Here is a 15490-nt window from a genome sequence, read left to right as displayed (position 1 = left end):
GCTCCGGCATCCGTCATGATCGGCAGTTTAAAAGTGATAAACGCATACGGGCACCGCTCCGAGGAGGGTGCCCGTATGGGAAGTCATATCGACGAAGAGCCGTCGATATACCGACAGCTGGGCTTAGCGGCCCAGCTGCTTTTCCTTCAGCTCGGCCAAGGTCTTGCAGTCGACGCACTGAGTGGCGGTCGGACGTGCTTCCAGGCGACGGATGCCGATTTCGACGCCACAGGCGTCACAGAAGCCATAGTCGTCCTCATCGATATTATCGATGGTCTCGTTGATCTTCTTGAGCAGCTTGCGCTCACGGTCACGTGTTCTCAGTTCGAGGCTGAAGCCTTCTTCCTGAGTTGCGCGGTCTGCAGGGTCAGCATAGTTGTTCGCATCTTCCTGCAGATGGCGTACGGTCCGATCGACCTCTTCCATCAGCTCTTGTTTCCAGTCCAGCAGGATCTGGCGGAAGTGCCCCAGCTGCTTTTCATTCATATATTCTTCACCCGCTGCCGGCTCATATGGGGTGAATTTCTTAAGCGCTTCCGGCTTTGTTTCAGCTACTGACATGGGACCGCCTCATTCCGCAGGTGACTTGGGCCATCGACAGCTAGATGCACTGCCTCCTTGGCCACGGCGAGGGGGCTGTCCTGACTGCTGCCCTCGCGAGAAGATCAGCTTATTTAGCGTAAAAGTGACAAGTTTGCAACAGATCTCCGACGATAGTTGGTAGCGATTGATGTGTGTGGGCCTGGGAAACGAGGATGATTTTCATGCGAATAAGGGGTGGGAATGGTAGCGGGACGGCGCCTAGAATGGGGCTCAAGCCCTGAGGAGTGTTGTCATGCCGTTTGCTCGCCGTCTCGAATCTGTCGCCGCCTTTCGTGTGATGACATTGTTGGAAGCTGCGCAGGCGCGCGAAGCTTGCGGGCACGATGTTATCCATCTTGAAGTTGGTGAGCCGGACTTCCCTACACCTGCACCGGTTATCGCTGCTGGGCAGGCTGCATTGGCCGCGGGGCACACACGCTATACGCCAGCCTGTGGTCTACCAGCATTGCGTGAAGCCATCGCCGCCGACTACGCGCGGCGCCACGGTGTGATGGTATCGCCGTCGCGCATCATCGTGACACCGGGAGCTTCCGGTGCGCTGTTGCTGGCGACGCTGCTATGTGCCGAGCGCGGTGACAGTGTATTGATGGCAGACCCGACCTATCCATGCAATCGCCACTTCATGGGGCTGGTCGAAGCTGAGTTGCATACGGTACCGGTGGATGCCGAGAGTGGCTGGCAGCTGACCGCTGAACTTGCCGAAGCACATTGGCGCAAAAATACTCGCGCAGTGATGGTGGCGTCGCCCTCCAACCCCACTGGCCACGTGTTGTCGCCCACACAATTGGGTGAGCTTGGCGAATTATGCCGCACACGTGGCGCGCACCTGCTGGTGGATGAAATCTATCAGGGGCTGACCTACGGTGTGGCATCACATACTGCGCTGGCGGACTGCCCTGAGGCCTTCGTGATCAACAGCTTCTCCAAATACTTCGGCATGACGGGTTGGCGGTTGGGATGGCTGGTGGCGCCCGAAGCTGCGGTCGAGCCGCTCTCGCGTCTTGCGCAGAATGTCTTCCTGGCGGCCTCCACGCCCGCGCAACACGCTGCGCTCGCTGCATTCACGCCGGAATGTGAGGCGGAGTTGGAACGTCGTCGTCAGGTGCTTGAAGGGCGGCGTAGCGTGCTGCTCGAAGGCCTTGAGCGTCTTGGGCTGGCACCCTCGGTGCCGCCACAAGGGGCATTTTATGTCTGGCTGGATATCAGTCGCCTGAGTGATGACAGTGAAGCCTTCTGCCGTGCATTGCTCGAAGAGGAAAATGTTGCCATCACGCCGGGAACTGACTTTGCCTTGGCTGAAGGACATCGCCATGTACGTATCGCCTTCACGGCGGATGAAGCACGGCTTGTCGAGGCGTTGGCACGATTTGAGCGCTTTCTGTCGCGTCGCGCTGTTCAGTGTGGCGAGGTGTCGGTCTAATGGTGTTGGAGGGTTTGTATCGCGGGCGGCTATTGCGTCGCTACAAGCGCTTCTTTGCCGAGGTGGAACTGCTTGAAGGTCCGCGCGGCGGTGAGGTGGTGACGGCACACTGCCCCAATACCGGCTCGATGCGTGCAGTGTGCATGGAGGGTTGCGAGGTGTGGTTATCGCCCTCTGATAATCCCAAGCGCAAGCTTGCCTGGACCTGGGAATTGATTCGCCTGCCGCTCGTGCCATCAGGCGTCGCAGGGCAGCAAGATGCGCTGGTCAGCGTGCACACCGGACGCGCCAATGCACATGTCGAGGCAGTATTGCGGGCGGGTGAGCTGGCAGTGCTCAAGACAATGGGTCTTGCATCGTTCGTACGGCTTGAGCGTGAAGCGCGGGTTGAGGTGACGCCTGCGGGCAGCGAGACGCCGGAGCGTTCGCGACTCGATTTCTTGATGTGGCCGGTAGAGGAGCAAGCTGCCTCCACCTATCTGGAGGTCAAGCAGGTCACGCTGCGTGAAGTCGATGGGCATGGCTACTTTCCGGACTCGGTCAGCGTGCGTGCGCGTCGTCACCTCGCCAGTCTGGCAGCGCTGGTCGCAGCGGGACATCGCTGTGTGCTGGTCTTCTGTGTTGCGCATGACGGCATTGAGAATGTTGCACCTGCAGCGCATCTTGATCCACGTTATGCACAGGCCTTTGTTGAAGCGCAGGCGGCTGGTGTCGAGGTATTGGCGCTGAGCATGCAGATTCAGATAGCGTCCTATGAGGATGCCCTCGGACAACCGCTGTGGCGGGCGCAGATGGCGTTGACGCGTGCATTGCCACTGCATCTGCACAGTTTTGATATCTGACCGGCGGCTGACGATGACTCGGCTTTCTTACGCTTCGGTACCCGTCTCGCCATCCCACAGCACAAGCCAGTGCTGGTTAAGCTGTCTGTCGTCGCTTTGCCGTATCTCCACGCGCAGCGCGATCAGACGCTCACCCAGGCAAGGGCCGCTCACACAAACGCCGTGCTGAGGCTCGAAGCAGGCCTGATGGCGATGACACAGGATCAGCCCGCCAGTGGCATCCATGTACGGGTCCTGTTGCTCGTGGTTTGCATCAGCCTCTGCCATCAGCCGACTGCCGCGATGTGGGCAGCGGTCCAGATATGCGCGCGGCCCCGCTTCCAGCATGACCAGCAACGCAGCGCGGCCATCTTCAAGTTGCACGGCACAGCTGTGCCCGACAGGCAGCTCAGGATACGGCAGAATCAATTGCGGCATCTGCTGCACGGACTCCAGCGCCCGGCATTCCTGTGTCGAGCCAAGCAACGTTGAGCGGCGTGATGGTGGGCTTTCGGACATGGGGTGGCTCGCATCGGTTATCATTGCTGGGACAGTATGTTTTCTTGTGCGTTTTACCGTTTCCTTCACGTCTGGTCATTTTCATGTCGCTATTTCATCGTTCGACTTCTTACCGTTCTACTCGCGATACCGCTGCTGGCATCAGTCGTCGTCAATTGCTGGCGGGAATGGCGGTCTCTGCTGGTGGATTTTCGCTGCTAGGCAGCTCGCTTGCCCGTGCATCTGGTCAGACTGCCATGGGGCCGCTGCCGCCACTACCTGCCTGGCATGATCCCAAGGCGTCGCATCCCTTGCTAGGCAGTATTCTTGTTGCCGAGGGTAATCGCCGCCTGTCGCCGAGTGCGCTGGTCGACTGGAGTCAGACGCATCCACTGGTACTGCTGGGGGAGCACCATGACAACCCGGATCATCATCAGCTGGAGCGTTGGCTGATTGAGGCGCTGGCCACGCGTAAGCGGCTAGGCGGGGTGGCGTTGGAGATGCTCGATACGACTCAGGATGCAGCGTTGTCGCTGGCTAATCGGACCTCGCTTGCCGTGGCAGGCCTGCCGGATGAAGAGCTGAAGCAATTGCTGGCATGGGATGCGCGTTGGGCATTTACTGATTACGCTCCGCTGGTGCGCAGTACTCTGGATAGCGGTGTGCCGCTGTCAGCAGCGAGTCTGTCAGTGACACAGGTACAGGATGTTATGGCGCCGGGGCAGGCTGCGCTAGCTTTGCCAGAAGCGGTACTGCGTCTGCAGAGAGAAGCGCTGGATGAGGGGCACTGTGGTCTGTTGCCGCCAGAACGCCTGGATGCGATGTTGCGTGGCCAGTTGGCACGCGACAAGCAAATGGCGGAGCGGCTGGATGCACTGGCGGCCAATGATTCGACGGCACTGCTCGTTTGTGGCAACGGTCATGCGCGTCGTGACATCGGTGTGCCACGCTGGCTGGAGGGCAAGGCACTGTCCGTTGCCTTGATGCCGGTTGCCTGGGATGATAATGGTCAGCCGCTGACGCGATTGAAAGATTACTTGCCCGAGAGTGCCGGTGCAGCACCGGCCTATGATCTAGTGTGGTTCACACCGGCGCGGACACCGCTGAAAGAGGCATGTGCAGGTCTACGCGAAGCGAGTGAGATATCTGCCAGCTGAGAATCCGGTATTGATCTGGTCGATAATGCTCGGCCACAAAAAAGGCACCTCCCGTTGGGGGTGCCTTTTGCGTTCCATGCTTTACGTTCCGCTCTTTGATGCCCTATTGGCTGAAATTTATTTCAGACGGCGGGGCGAAAGCTCCGTCACGAGGCTCTAGGTGTCAGTGCCGGTTGCAGATGTGCCTTCCGCGCGACGACGCGTGGCTTTTTGCGGGATTGGCTCGTCCTGGCTGTCATTGTTAGCGGACTGTTCACGAAAGCGGTCTTCGATATAGGTAATGCGCGTGCGGTCATGCGGGACCGGCTTGAAGTCGGCGTCGACACTGACCAGCACAATTCGGTCGATAGTCAGAATACGTTCGCGGGTGATCTTGTTGCGGATCTCGACGCACAGCGAGATGGAGGTGCGACCGAAGGCGCTGGCAGTAATACCTAGCTCGATGATATCGCCTTGGCGTGCACTGGAAACGAAGTTGATCTCCGACATGAACTTGGTGACCACGCGGGAAGTTCCCAGCTGAACAATGGCGTAGATGGCGGCTTCTTCATCGATCCAGGCCAGCAGGCGTCCACCGAACAGGGTGCCATTGGGGTTGAGATCTTCGGGCTTGACCCACTTGCGGGTATGGAAGTTCATGCGCTCTCTCCTAGGGATGGCGATGCATCTTCACCGGAAGTGCAGGTCGCGATCCTCTGCTGCGTTTACCCCGAAAGTATATAGACTTTAGTTGCGACTGTCTGTCATCGCCAAGATAGTGCACGACTATCGATCGAGAGAGAGGGAAGTGCAGCGTTGGCGCACAGAGGCTCGCAGGATTCCCCCGCGGGCCTCTGTATTGTTGCGTTTGAGACTTGGGGGAGGTTAACGCTCTAGCGATGCGCAGTTATCGCGACAGACGCGAAAAATGGCGACTTCACCAAATAGATTTGGCCACCAGGTCGCTGCCGGATGTGGTTCGTGATCACCGTTGCCCACCGCACAATCGATGATCTTGAGACCCTGATCACGGCACAGGCGCTCGAAGTCGGCAAAGGTCGACAGGTGGATATTGGGCGTATCGTACCAAGCGTGCGGTAACGATTTGGAGACCGGCATGCGCCCCTTGAGTCCGAGGTGCAGGCGATGGCGCCAGTAAGCGAAGTTAGGGAAGGTGATGATGGCCTCTCGCGAGACACGCATCATCTCCTCAAGGGCGCGGTCTGGCCGCTTCAAGACTTGCAAGGCCTGTGACATCACCACGCGATCGAAGGTGTCGTCGGCGAAATTGGCCAGGCCGTCATCGACGTTCTGTTCGATGACGTTGACGCCGCGTGCGACACAGGCGTTGATGTTGTGCGGGTCGATTTCGAGCCCATAACCGAACACTTGCTTCTGCTCGGCTAGCGAGGCCAGCAGCGTGCCATCACCACAGGCGAGGTCGAGCACGCGCGCGCCGTTTGGGATCCAGTCATGAATCTGGGCGAGGTCATTACGCATGGGATGTCTCCTGCGCGGTAGCGCATCGTGCCGCTGATTCACGGTTGGCTTGATCATGCGCACGGGTCAGGAAGTTACCCAGTACTGCCTCATAGCGCTCCCCCGGTAACAGGAAGGCGTCGTGACCATGAGGCGAATCAATATTCGCGTAGCTGACCGACTTGCCAGCATGAATCATGGCGTTGACCAGTTCACGAGAGCGTGAGGGAGTGAAGCGCCAATCGGTAGTGAAGCTGACGACGAGTATCGGGCAGCTGATCGGTTTCATGGCGGCAGCGAGGTCATCGCCGGCCTCGGCGGCCGGATCGAAGTAATCCAATGCCTTGGTCATCAGTAGATAGGTATTGGCGTCGAAAGCAGTGGAGAAAGTATCCCCTTGGTGACGCAGGTAGCTCTCGACCTGGAAATCGACGTCATACCCGAAATTGAGGCGGTCCTGGCGCAGATCACGTCCGAATTTGGTGCCCATCGAATGTTCAGAAAGATAGGTGATGTGGCCAACCATACGCGCTAGCTTCAGGCCGCGCTTGGGCATTGCATCCACTCGCGCGTACCAGCCGTCATGGAATTCCGGATCAGAGCGGATGGCCTGGCGCGCGACCTCATTGAAGGCGATGTTCTGCGCAGAGAGTTTCGGCGTACAGGCAACAATGGCGACATGACCGACGCGCTCAGGGTGATCCAGTGTCCACTGCAGGGCTTGCATGCCCCCCAGTGATCCGCCGACCACGGCTGCGAAACGAGTGATGCCGAGGCGTTCCGCGAGGCGCTTCTGGCTTTCGACCCAATCGGGCACAGTCACCAGCGGGAAGTCGGGCCCCCACTGTTCGTCAGTATCGGGGTTGATCGAGGTGGGGCCAGTGCTGCCATGACAGCCACCGATGTTATTCAGCGAGATGACAAAGAAGCGCGCGGTGTCGATGGGTTTGCCTGGGCCGATATAGTCGTCCCACCAGCCGGGTTTGCGATCACCCATGGTGTGGTAGCCGGCAGCGTGATGGTGGCCGGTCAGGGCGTGGCAGATCAGAATAGCGTTGCTGGCGTCAGCGTTCAGCTCGCCGTAGGTCTCGTAGACCAGCGAATACTGCTCAAGGCGTCTGCCGCAAGCTAGCGCCAGGGGGATGTCGAAGTGAGCGGTCTGAGGCGTGACCAGACCGACCGAATCCGGGGGCAGGGAATCAGGCATCGTAGTGAAGGTTTCCAGCATCATGTCCAGCAGAGTGTTCGGGCGTTACCCGTGTCCTGGGCGCGGAGTGCGGTGATGCGCCTTGTGGGCGTCTCGTGCACCGTAATGACCGCTCCGGCCGAGGGCTAACTCTAGCACAGCGCTGTTCGTGCGTGAGCCAGTGGAATGGTGCAGACGCACAAGCGCCCGCGACGAAAATTCGCAACGGGCGCAAGAGAACTGGCGTTAAGAACCTGGCGGGCAGGCCTTGCGTGCTGTTATCAACCGAAGGCGCTGCGCAGCATGCCTAGTGACGGTAGCGTCTGGCTGACCAGACTGCCGAGCAGGTTGAGGGCGATGAACACGAAGATCGGTGACAGATCGAGCATGCCGATGGAGGGGATTACCTTGCGCACCGGCTTCATGATCGGGTCGACCAGCTGGTGGACGAGAATGGCACCGGGATGGTTGGCCTTGGGAGAGACCCACGACAGGATGATCATCGCGATTAGCGCGAAGAAGTAGATATTGATGATGCTGTCGAGGATGGTGCCTAGTGCCGTCAGTGCTATGAAGCTCACCGGTAGCATTCCACCACCGAATAGCGCACCAATGGCGACCAGTACCAGGCAGACGACGATAAAGGCTGCGGCGAGCGTGGCGATATCAAAGCGGCCCATCGGGCGCAAGATACCTTGCAGCGGCGCCACTAACGGGTTGGTCGCCTTGACCACCGATTGGGTGACCGGATTGTAGAAATCTGCGCGTGACAGCTGCAGCAAGAAGCGCAGCATCAGTATGTAGACAAACAGCTGCAGCAGGATGGTAGTCAGCTGGAGTCCGATGTTACCCATAGCACCCATGGGGTTTTCCTTAAGACGGTGAGAGTTGAGGGGCACGAACGATAAATACGCACGTCATGCCGATAGCATGCCAACAAGAGATGAACAGCGCATGATGGCGTGTTCATCTCCGTGCTGCCAGTCATAGGCGTCAGGTTATTGATCCAGTTCGCGGGCCATCTCTGCTGCGCGGACGCTGGAGGCCTTGGCGGCACGCGCGACGATATCGCGTAGGTCGTCATTCTCGAAGCTGTTGACCGCCCGTTCGGTGGTGCCATTCGGCGAGCAGACACGGCGTCGTAGCTCTGCTGGTTCATGCTCACTGGTAAAGGCCATCTCGGCGGCACCGCGTGCGGTCTGAATCGCCAAGCGACGGGCAGTCTCGGCGCTCAGGCCAAGCTCGATACCTGCCGCTTCCAGCGATTCGATGAACAGGAAGAAGTAGGCAGGGCCGGAGCCTGACACACCGGTCACGGCTTCCAGCAAGCCTTCTTCCTCGACCCATTCGACGATGCCGACGGCTGTCAGCATGTCATCCATCAGTGCGCGTTGTTCGTCAGTTACCTGTGGTGTGGCAAACAGGCCACTGGCACCCACTCCGACCAGTGACGGGGTATTCGGCATGCAGCGAATGACGGCGAGATCTCCGCCCAGCCAACGCTCGAGACTCTCGCAGGTGATGCCGGCTGCCACGGAGACGATCAGAGGTTTTTTCGCCTGTACCGCAGGCGTGAGTGCCTGGCAGACGTCGTGCATCATCTGTGGCTTGACGCCTAATACGACGACATCAGCACGTGACACGGCATCAGCATTATCGTGTGTAGTGTTCACGCCGTAGCGCTGTTCAAGGGCGTCGAGCGTCTCGCGGGAGCGGGCGGTCGCGATGATATGACTGGCCGGATAGCCGGCCTCGATCATGCCGCCAAAGATGGCGCTGGCCATGTTGCCTGCGCCGATGAATGCGATAGTGCGAGGTGCTGAGGAGGTCTGGCGAGTCATGCAGTGCTCCTGTTGCTAGGTGCTTTGAAAGGCGCCTGTCATAGCGGGATGAAGCTAGCGTCGAGGCTGCGAGAATGCTGGCAGCGATCGAGACGAATAGGGTGGAAGGTCAGGATATCGTTGAGTAGTCGCGGGCACCAAAGATCGCAGTACCAAGACGCACTAGAGTAGCGCCTTCGGCGACAGCAGCTTCCAGATCAGCACTCATGCCCATCGAGAGCGTATCGAGAGCGGCCTGCGGATAGCGTGCTTGCAGCTGATCCAGCATCTCGCGCAGCTGACGGAAGGGCGCGCGTTGCTCCTCCTCGCTGGAATCGAGGGGGCAAGGTGCAGGAATAGCCATCAGGCCGCGCAGGTTCAGGCTGGGCAGCGCCATGACAGTCTCGGCCAGCGCCATGAGTTCCCCGGGCGCGACACCCGCCTTCGAGGCCTCTCCAGATACATTGACCTGTAAACACACATTCAGTGGCTCAAGCGCTGTGGGGCGTTGTTCGCTCAGACGGCGAGCGATCTTGTCGCGCTCCACGGTATGCACCCACGCGAAGTGCTCGGCAATGGCGCGCGTCTTGTTGGACTGAACTGGACCGATGAAATGCCATTCGATGTCTGCGAGATCTGATAATGCTTGCTGCTTGTCCAGTGCCTCCTGAAGATAGTTCTCGCCAAAGGCGCGTTGACCAGAATTCCAGGCGGCACGCAACAAGGAGGCCGGCTTGGTCTTGCTTACGGCCAATAGCTGGGCGGAATGAGCATTGCGTTTACTTGTCTGTAATGCCTTTTCCAGTCGTGCACGTGCCTCTAGGATACACTGAGTAACACAGGCTTCATCATCAGGGACTGTGGTCATGCGGCTCGGCTCCGAAGTTTACGGAATATCTTTACGATCAATGGCTCGACGCTGCGCGCTTTGGCTGTAGCATCGGGCGATGGGCGTTCCAGCTCTACGGTGTTCGCGCCATCTACCGAATGGTCACGTTTCACATACACAAGACTCGTTTATACAAGAGCATCGGTCTTCGCGAGGGATATGCATGGATATTACCGAACTGCTGGCTTTTTCGGCAAAGCAGAACGCTTCGGATCTGCACCTGTCTGCAGGTTTGCCACCGATGATACGTGTCGATGGTGATGTACGGCGTATCAATGTCCCGTCAATGGATGACAAGCAGGTGCGGGCGCTGATCTACGAGATCATGAATGACAAACAGCGGCGTGATTTTGAAGAATTCCTCGAAACCGATTTCTCCTTCGAGGTGCCGGGTGTGTCGCGCTTCCGTGTCAACGCCTTTCATCAAGGACGTGGTGCCGGCGCTGTTTTCCGTACCATTCCCTCGGAAGTGCTATCGATGGAAGATCTGGGGTTGGGGGAGTCATTCCGCAAGATGTGCATGCTGCCGCGCGGGCTGATTCTGGTCACGGGGCCGACGGGTTCCGGTAAGTCGACCACGCTGGCGGCCATGATCGATTATATCAATGAGAATAAGTACGACCATATCTTGACCATCGAGGATCCGGTCGAGTTCGTGCATCAATCCAAGCGCTGCCTGATCAATCAGCGTGAAGTACACCGTGATACTCACGGCTTTGCTCCAGCATTGCGTTCGGCATTGCGTGAGGATCCCGACGTCATTCTGGTTGGTGAGCTGCGGGATCTGGAAACCATCCGTTTGGCGCTGACAGCTGCCGAGACCGGGCATCTGGTATTCGGCACGCTGCACACAACCTCCGCGACCAAGACGGTCGACCGTATCATTGACGTCTTCCCGGGGGATGAAAAGTCGATGGTGCGCTCGATGCTCTCCGAGTCATTGCAGGGCGTTATCGCTCAGACACTGCTCAAGAAGGTGGGTGGTGGCCGTGTGGCGGCGCACGAGATACTGCTGGCGACGCCTGCCATCCGTAACCTGATTCGTGAGGATAAGGTGGCGCAGATGTATTCCTCCATCCAGACCGGTGGTGCGCTGGGTATGCAAACGCTGGACTCCGCACTGAATCGTTTGTTAGCCGAAGGATTGGTGACCAGAGAAGATGCTCAGGCAAAAGCCAAAGGCCTATTGAGCTGATGAACCGATAAACGGTGTGTAGTGCTGTAGGTGTTGCCAAGCCCAGAACGCATCATCGTGGTGCTTAATGTTCGCGGGACGGTAATTTGAGCGTGATTTAACAGCGTAGACCGGGAAACGACTCATGACTCCTCATGAATGGCTGCAGGAACTCCTGCAGTTGATGGTCAACAAAGGTAGCTCCGACCTTTTTATCTCGACCGGTACGCCGCCTCAGATGAAGGTCAATGGTCGGATGATCGCGCTAGGCGACAAGAAGCTTGGCGTCGACCAGGTGCGTGAGCTAGTGCTCGCGTCCATGAGTGACATGCAGCGAGGGCGTTTCGAAAAGGAGCGTGAGGCAAATTTCGCACATAGTTTGCCCGGTATTGGACGTTTTCGGATTAGCGCTTTCTATCAGCGCAGTCAAATGGGCATGGTCATTCGTCGTATTCAACTGAAGATTCCCAGCCTGGAAGAGTTACGACTCCCTGATATCATCAAGGGGCTTTCCGAGACCAAGCGTGGATTGGTGATTTTCGTGGGTGGTACGGGGGCCGGGAAGTCCACCTCACTTGCGTCGATGATTCAGCATCGCAATCAAACCTCTAGTGGGCACATCATCTGTATCGAAGACCCGATCGAGTATATTCATCCTCACCAGCGCTCCATCGTGACACAGCGCGAAGTGGGTATTGATACCGAGTCCTTCGAGGTTGCCTTGCGCAATACTCTGCGTCAGGCGCCCGACGTGATCATGATTGGTGAGATTCGCTCACGCGAGACCATGGAACATGCACTGACCTTCGCCGAAACAGGCCATCTGTGCTTGGCGACACTGCATGCCAATAATGCCAATCAGGCGCTGGACCGCATCATTCACTTCTTCCCCGAGGAGCGCCACGAGCAGGTCTGGATGGACCTGTCGCTAAACCTCAAGGGGATTGTCGCTCAGCAACTGCTACCGCATAAAAGTGGTGATGGTGCACAGCGCGTGCCGGCGATTGAAGTGATGTTACGCTCACCTCTGATCGTTGATCTCATTCGTAAAGGGGCAGTTGTCGAGATCAAGGACGTCATGAAGCGCTCCCAGCAGCTGGGCATGATGACGTTCGATCAATCGCTCTATGCATTGCATCAGCAGGGCTTGATCACTGAAGAGGTCGCGCTGGCACATGCGGATTCTGCCAACGACCTGCGCCTGATGATCAAGTTTGGAGATTCTGACAGTGCGCAAGAGGCGCAGCTGGATGTACTGAATGCCGCAAGCCGTTTCTCGCTTCAGGACGATGATGATTGATAAGCCAATGGGCCGATCAGAAAGCACTCCATGCATGACACAAGGCTGCCGCCTCCTGATTTGAAAGGAGGCGGCAGCCTTGCATTAGGGCAGCCTGAAATGAAGCGACCCGGTGAGCCGTCTAGCGAGCGTAAATTCCGCCCAAGACTCGCGAGCCACGCGCACCGGTCACGCTAGGCAAGTTGCCAGGACGGCCCAGTACGCGGCGAGCTGCCAGCCACGCAAACGCTCCTGCCTCCAGCAGGTCGGCATTCCATCCCAGCTCAGCACAATAGGTGATCTGCGTTGGATGCGGCCCGTTTGCCAAGCGCTGTTCAAGCGCCGTGATTAACGCCAGATTACGTGCACCGCCTCCACAAGGCGTTATTGCAGGTAAAGGTATGCCTGTTTCCTCCAGGCTGCGTGCAACGCTCTCTACTGTCAGGGTCAGTAGTGTGGCCTGCACATCGGCAGGAGTCTCATCGCCGGAGAGGTGTTGCTCTAGCCAGCCGAGATGAAAGTCTTCGCGGCCGGTGCTCTTGGGGAGTGGTTTGGCAAAATACTCAGCTGTCAGCAGGCCCTCGAGTAGTTCAGGAATAACACGGCCGTTGGCGGCCCACTGGCCATTGTGGTCTACCGGTGTGCCGTGGTGTCGGGCATGCCAGGCATCCAATAGGCAATTGGCGGGCCCCGTATCAAAGCCAATCACGGACTCACTCGAGTTCTGGGGGGGAAGCAGGGTCAGATTGGCGATACCGCCAAGATTCAACAATCCATGCCATTGATCCGGCTGACTGAACAGTGCGGCGTGAAAGGCAGGTGCCAGTGGGGCGGCTTGCCCGCCGGCAGCGAGATCACGTCGACGGAAATCACCGACGACAGCAATGCCGCACAGCTCTGCCAGCAGGCTTGGGTTATCCAGCTGCAAGGTGTAGGGCGTAGCTTGCTGCGGTATATGAAAGCCGTAAGGACGGTGCTCGATAGTCTGACCATGGCTGCCGACCGCGCAGATATCGTTTGGCGTCAACTGTTGTCGAGTAAGTAACTGCCGTATAGCGCTGGCGGCAAGTTCGGCCAGTCCTTGCTCCGCTCTGGCAAGATCAGCAAAGCGTACTTGATCGTCATGCATCAGTTGCCACAGGCATTCACGCAATGTTTCGGGAAGAGGTAGATCAAGACCATCGACGAAGCGGATACGCTCTTTCTCCGCGGTCTTGGACTCTATCTCGAGCAGAGCAATGTCCAGCCCATCAAGGCTGGTGCCAGTCATCAGGCCAAGGTAAAGCGCCATGGGGAGATCTCCCGATCAAATTGAGGCGTGAGGCTTGCGAGCATGAAGCAGGGGAGCAGGAGGTGCACCAGATGCTCGTCATGCTAACATTCTCGGTCAACATGCCCCGCTACGGGGGGAGCAGCAACGGCCAGAGAGGGTAGGATGAGCGATAAGTCAGTAGTCGAAGCGCTGGACATCATCAAGCGCGGCACCGATGAGGTGCTGGTCGAGGAAGAGCTGGTCAAGAAACTTGAATCCGGACGCAAGTTGCGGATCAAGGCTGGCTTTGACCCGACAGCGCCCGATCTCCACCTCGGCCATACAGTGCTGATCAATAAACTGCGCCAGCTGCAAGACCTCGGGCATGAGGTCATCTTTCTTATCGGTGACTTCACTGGTCGTATTGGTGATCCGACGGGCAAGAGCGTGACACGCAAGCCGCTGACTGAAGCCGACGTCAAGGCCAATGCGCTGACTTATCAGGAGCAGGTCTTCAAGATTCTCGACCGCGAGAAGACGCGCATCGCGTTCAATTCCGAGTGGATCAGCAAGCTTTCTGCCAGTGACATGATCGAACTGGCTGCCTCCAGTACTGTTGCGCGGATGCTGGAGCGTGATGATTTTGACAAGCGTTACACGAGCAATCAGCCGATCTCCATCCACGAGTTCCTGTACCCGCTGATTCAGGGTTATGACTCCGTGGCACTAGAAGCAGACATTGAGCTGGGTGGCACCGATCAGAAGTTCAATCTGCTGATGGGACGTGAGCTGCAGCGCCAGCGTGGGCAGGAGCCACAGGTCGTGATTACCATGCCTATCCTCGAGGGTCTCGACGGTGTGCAGAAGATGTCCAAGTCACTGGGCAACTACATCGGCATCAATGACCGTCCTGGCGAGATGTTCAACAAGATCGTCTCTATGCCTGACTCACTGATGTGGCGTTACTTCGAGTTGCTGTCCCTGCGTCCGTTGGATGAAGTGAAGGCGCTGATGGCCAGCATCGATGAGGGCGCCAATCCTCGTGATGTGAAGATGGAGCTAGCGCGAGAGCTGGTGGCACGCTTCCATGATGAAGGTGCTGCGGCAACGGCTCACCTCTCCAGTGGCAATCAGTTGGCAGAAGGTGAGTTGCCCGCAGACCTGCCTGAAATTACGATTAGCCTAGAGGGTGCTGACGTTGCCCCCATCGCGGCAGTGCTTAACCGCGCAGGTCTGGCCAATAACAGTGCTCAGGCCAAGGACATGCTCAAGAATGGTCGTGTAAAGGTAGATGGTGAAGTCATCGATCCGTCTTATATGGCCCCTTTTGATACCGCTATTGTCATTCAGGCCGGTAAGAAGCGTTATGCGCGGGTGATCGTGACGCGCTAAATACAACACCCTTATCGTCTGGCTATTCGGCCCCGCCATTTATTGGCGGGGCCGAATGCGTTGTGAGGGAGCTCGCATTTAGCGTGTAAAGGCAGGTAGAGGGTGCTTGGCGACGCAGGGTCATACCTCTCTGGCGTTTATGTGACATTTATGCCCAAAAAGCCTTGCGCTGAACCGGCCCGGTGCGTAAAGTACGCATCCGCTGCCGGGGACGCATGGCGTTACCAGCGGTGAAAGAGGTGTGCAGGTGATTGTTTCGATTGATGTTTTTCAAGTCTCTTCGAAATGCATCGCTTGACAATCCCGGCAGATTCGCTAGAATACGCTGCACACCTTACGGAACACGTGAACGGGCATCGCCCCTCACTGCTTGATGATGCTTAGAGGCAGTCGACTGACTCATCACCAAGTGCTTGACTTCTCAAGCGTTCCTAGTAGAATATGCCTCCTCGCTTAACAGCGACGCTCTTTAAAAATTTGATCAGGTAATTCGTGTGAGCGCTTGCCGATGAGTGGTGACAAGGTCACCAAATATCGGAGC

At 57.7% G+C, this 15490-nt stretch carries 15 protein-coding genes; 6 read left to right on the top strand and 9 right to left on the bottom strand.

Annotation, left to right across the window (positions count from 1 at the left end; translation table 11 throughout):
* Positions 1-123 precede the first annotated feature (123 nt).
* Positions 124-561, bottom strand: a complete 438-nt coding sequence (dksA, locus tag CFN46_RS10535) for an RNA polymerase-binding protein DksA (protein WP_024952164.1) — start codon at positions 559-561, stop codon at positions 124-126.
* Positions 562-835: 274 nt separating this feature from the next.
* On the opposite strand from dksA, the gene CFN46_RS10530 reads away from it, so the two are divergent.
* Positions 836-2023: an aminotransferase class I/II-fold pyridoxal phosphate-dependent enzyme gene (locus CFN46_RS10530; RefSeq protein WP_088743529.1), complete on the top strand. Its 1188-nt coding sequence runs from the start codon at positions 836-838 to the stop codon at positions 2021-2023.
* On the top strand, positions 2023-2865 hold the full coding sequence (gene sfsA, locus CFN46_RS10525; protein WP_088743528.1) for a DNA/RNA nuclease SfsA: 843 nt from the start codon (positions 2023-2025) through the stop codon (positions 2863-2865). The genes CFN46_RS10530 and sfsA overlap by 1 nt, the downstream gene beginning before the upstream one ends.
* A gap of 27 nt (positions 2866-2892) precedes the next feature.
* Here sfsA and CFN46_RS10520 read toward each other — a convergent pair whose 3' ends face one another.
* On the bottom strand, positions 2893-3363 hold the full coding sequence (locus CFN46_RS10520) for a Rieske 2Fe-2S domain-containing protein (protein ID WP_169734521.1): 471 nt from the start codon (positions 3361-3363) through the stop codon (positions 2893-2895).
* Between the two features lie 83 nt (positions 3364-3446).
* On the opposite strand from CFN46_RS10520, the gene CFN46_RS10515 reads away from it, so the two are divergent.
* The gene (locus tag CFN46_RS10515; protein ID WP_024952167.1) at positions 3447-4499 is read left to right on the top strand and encodes a ChaN family lipoprotein; all 1053 of its coding nucleotides are present in this window, start codon (positions 3447-3449) and stop codon (positions 4497-4499) included.
* A gap of 156 nt (positions 4500-4655) precedes the next feature.
* Here CFN46_RS10515 and CFN46_RS10510 read toward each other — a convergent pair whose 3' ends face one another.
* The 6 genes from CFN46_RS10510 to CFN46_RS10485 all read right to left on the bottom strand — a co-directional run bounded on the left by CFN46_RS10510 (position 4656) and on the right by CFN46_RS10485 (position 9831).
* Positions 4656-5138 carry an acyl-CoA thioesterase gene (locus CFN46_RS10510; RefSeq protein ID WP_024952168.1) on the bottom strand — a complete coding sequence of 161 codons (483 nt, stop codon included), beginning with the start codon at positions 5136-5138 and terminating at the stop codon, positions 4656-4658.
* Positions 5139-5363: 225 nt separating this feature from the next.
* Positions 5364-5978: a methionine biosynthesis protein MetW gene (gene metW, locus CFN46_RS10505; protein WP_088743527.1), complete on the bottom strand. Its 615-nt coding sequence runs from the start codon at positions 5976-5978 to the stop codon at positions 5364-5366.
* A complete protein-coding gene (locus CFN46_RS10500) occupies positions 5971-7164 on the bottom strand; it encodes a homoserine O-acetyltransferase (protein ID WP_088743641.1) in 1194 nt (397 codons plus the stop codon). Before CFN46_RS10500 ends, metW begins: the two co-directional genes overlap by 8 nt.
* 260 nt (positions 7165-7424) lie before the next feature.
* On the bottom strand, positions 7425-8006 hold the full coding sequence (locus CFN46_RS10495) for a YggT family protein (protein ID WP_024952171.1): 582 nt from the start codon (positions 8004-8006) through the stop codon (positions 7425-7427).
* Positions 8007-8141: 135 nt separating this feature from the next.
* Positions 8142-8984 carry a pyrroline-5-carboxylate reductase gene (gene proC / locus CFN46_RS10490; RefSeq protein ID WP_088743526.1) on the bottom strand — a complete coding sequence of 281 codons (843 nt, stop codon included), beginning with the start codon at positions 8982-8984 and terminating at the stop codon, positions 8142-8144.
* Between the two features lie 109 nt (positions 8985-9093).
* A complete protein-coding gene (locus CFN46_RS10485; RefSeq protein ID WP_024952173.1) occupies positions 9094-9831 on the bottom strand; it encodes a YggS family pyridoxal phosphate-dependent enzyme in 738 nt (245 codons plus the stop codon).
* A 184-nt stretch (positions 9832-10015) separates the two neighbouring features.
* On the opposite strand from CFN46_RS10485, the gene CFN46_RS10480 reads away from it, so the two are divergent.
* On the top strand, positions 10016-11047 hold the full coding sequence (locus tag CFN46_RS10480; protein ID WP_088743525.1) for a type IV pilus twitching motility protein PilT: 1032 nt from the start codon (positions 10016-10018) through the stop codon (positions 11045-11047).
* Between the two features lie 124 nt (positions 11048-11171).
* Entirely contained in the window at positions 11172-12326 is a 1155-nt protein-coding gene (locus CFN46_RS10475) for a PilT/PilU family type 4a pilus ATPase (protein ID WP_088743524.1), read from the top strand.
* Positions 12327-12447: 121 nt separating this feature from the next.
* Here CFN46_RS10475 and CFN46_RS10470 read toward each other — a convergent pair whose 3' ends face one another.
* Positions 12448-13596, bottom strand: coding sequence for an anhydro-N-acetylmuramic acid kinase (locus CFN46_RS10470; RefSeq protein WP_088743523.1), 1149 nt, complete (start codon positions 13594-13596; stop codon positions 12448-12450).
* A gap of 144 nt (positions 13597-13740) precedes the next feature.
* Here CFN46_RS10470 and tyrS point away from each other — a divergent pair, with 144 nt between their 5' ends.
* Positions 13741-14949: a tyrosine--tRNA ligase gene (tyrS, locus tag CFN46_RS10465; RefSeq protein ID WP_088743522.1), complete on the top strand. Its 1209-nt coding sequence runs from the start codon at positions 13741-13743 to the stop codon at positions 14947-14949.
* The last annotated feature ends 541 nt before the right edge of the window (positions 14950-15490 follow it).

This window comes from Cobetia sp. QF-1, assembly GCF_002213105.1.
In the GTDB taxonomy this organism is placed as follows: Bacteria; Pseudomonadota; Gammaproteobacteria; order Pseudomonadales; family Halomonadaceae; genus Cobetia; species Cobetia crustatorum.
The sequence above is the reverse complement of the archived record's forward strand: the minus strand, read 5'-3'. Positions and strand labels throughout refer to the sequence as shown.

Coding starts and splice junctions, on each gene's coding strand:
- dksA (WP_024952164.1), bottom strand. CDS start 561: ATGTCAGTAGCTGAAACAAAGCCGGAAGCGCTTAAGAAATTCACCCCA.
- CFN46_RS10530 (WP_088743529.1), top strand. CDS start 836: ATGCCGTTTGCTCGCCGTCTCGAATCTGTCGCCGCCTTTCGTGTGATG.
- sfsA (WP_088743528.1), top strand. CDS start 2,023: ATGGTGTTGGAGGGTTTGTATCGCGGGCGGCTATTGCGTCGCTACAAG.
- CFN46_RS10520 (WP_169734521.1), bottom strand. CDS start 3,363: ATGTCCGAAAGCCCACCATCACGCCGCTCAACGTTGCTTGGCTCGACA.
- CFN46_RS10515 (WP_024952167.1), top strand. CDS start 3,447: ATGTCGCTATTTCATCGTTCGACTTCTTACCGTTCTACTCGCGATACC.
- CFN46_RS10510 (WP_024952168.1), bottom strand. CDS start 5,138: ATGAACTTCCATACCCGCAAGTGGGTCAAGCCCGAAGATCTCAACCCC.
- metW (WP_088743527.1), bottom strand. CDS start 5,978: ATGCGTAATGACCTCGCCCAGATTCATGACTGGATCCCAAACGGCGCG.
- CFN46_RS10500 (WP_088743641.1), bottom strand. CDS start 7,164: ATGCCTGATTCCCTGCCCCCGGATTCGGTCGGTCTGGTCACGCCTCAG.
- CFN46_RS10495 (WP_024952171.1), bottom strand. CDS start 8,006: ATGGGTGCTATGGGTAACATCGGACTCCAGCTGACTACCATCCTGCTG.
- proC (WP_088743526.1), bottom strand. CDS start 8,984: ATGACTCGCCAGACCTCCTCAGCACCTCGCACTATCGCATTCATCGGC.
- CFN46_RS10485 (WP_024952173.1), bottom strand. CDS start 9,831: ATGACCACAGTCCCTGATGATGAAGCCTGTGTTACTCAGTGTATCCTA.
- CFN46_RS10480 (WP_088743525.1), top strand. CDS start 10,016: ATGGATATTACCGAACTGCTGGCTTTTTCGGCAAAGCAGAACGCTTCG.
- CFN46_RS10475 (WP_088743524.1), top strand. CDS start 11,172: ATGACTCCTCATGAATGGCTGCAGGAACTCCTGCAGTTGATGGTCAAC.
- CFN46_RS10470 (WP_088743523.1), bottom strand. CDS start 13,596: ATGGCGCTTTACCTTGGCCTGATGACTGGCACCAGCCTTGATGGGCTG.
- tyrS (WP_088743522.1), top strand. CDS start 13,741: ATGAGCGATAAGTCAGTAGTCGAAGCGCTGGACATCATCAAGCGCGGC.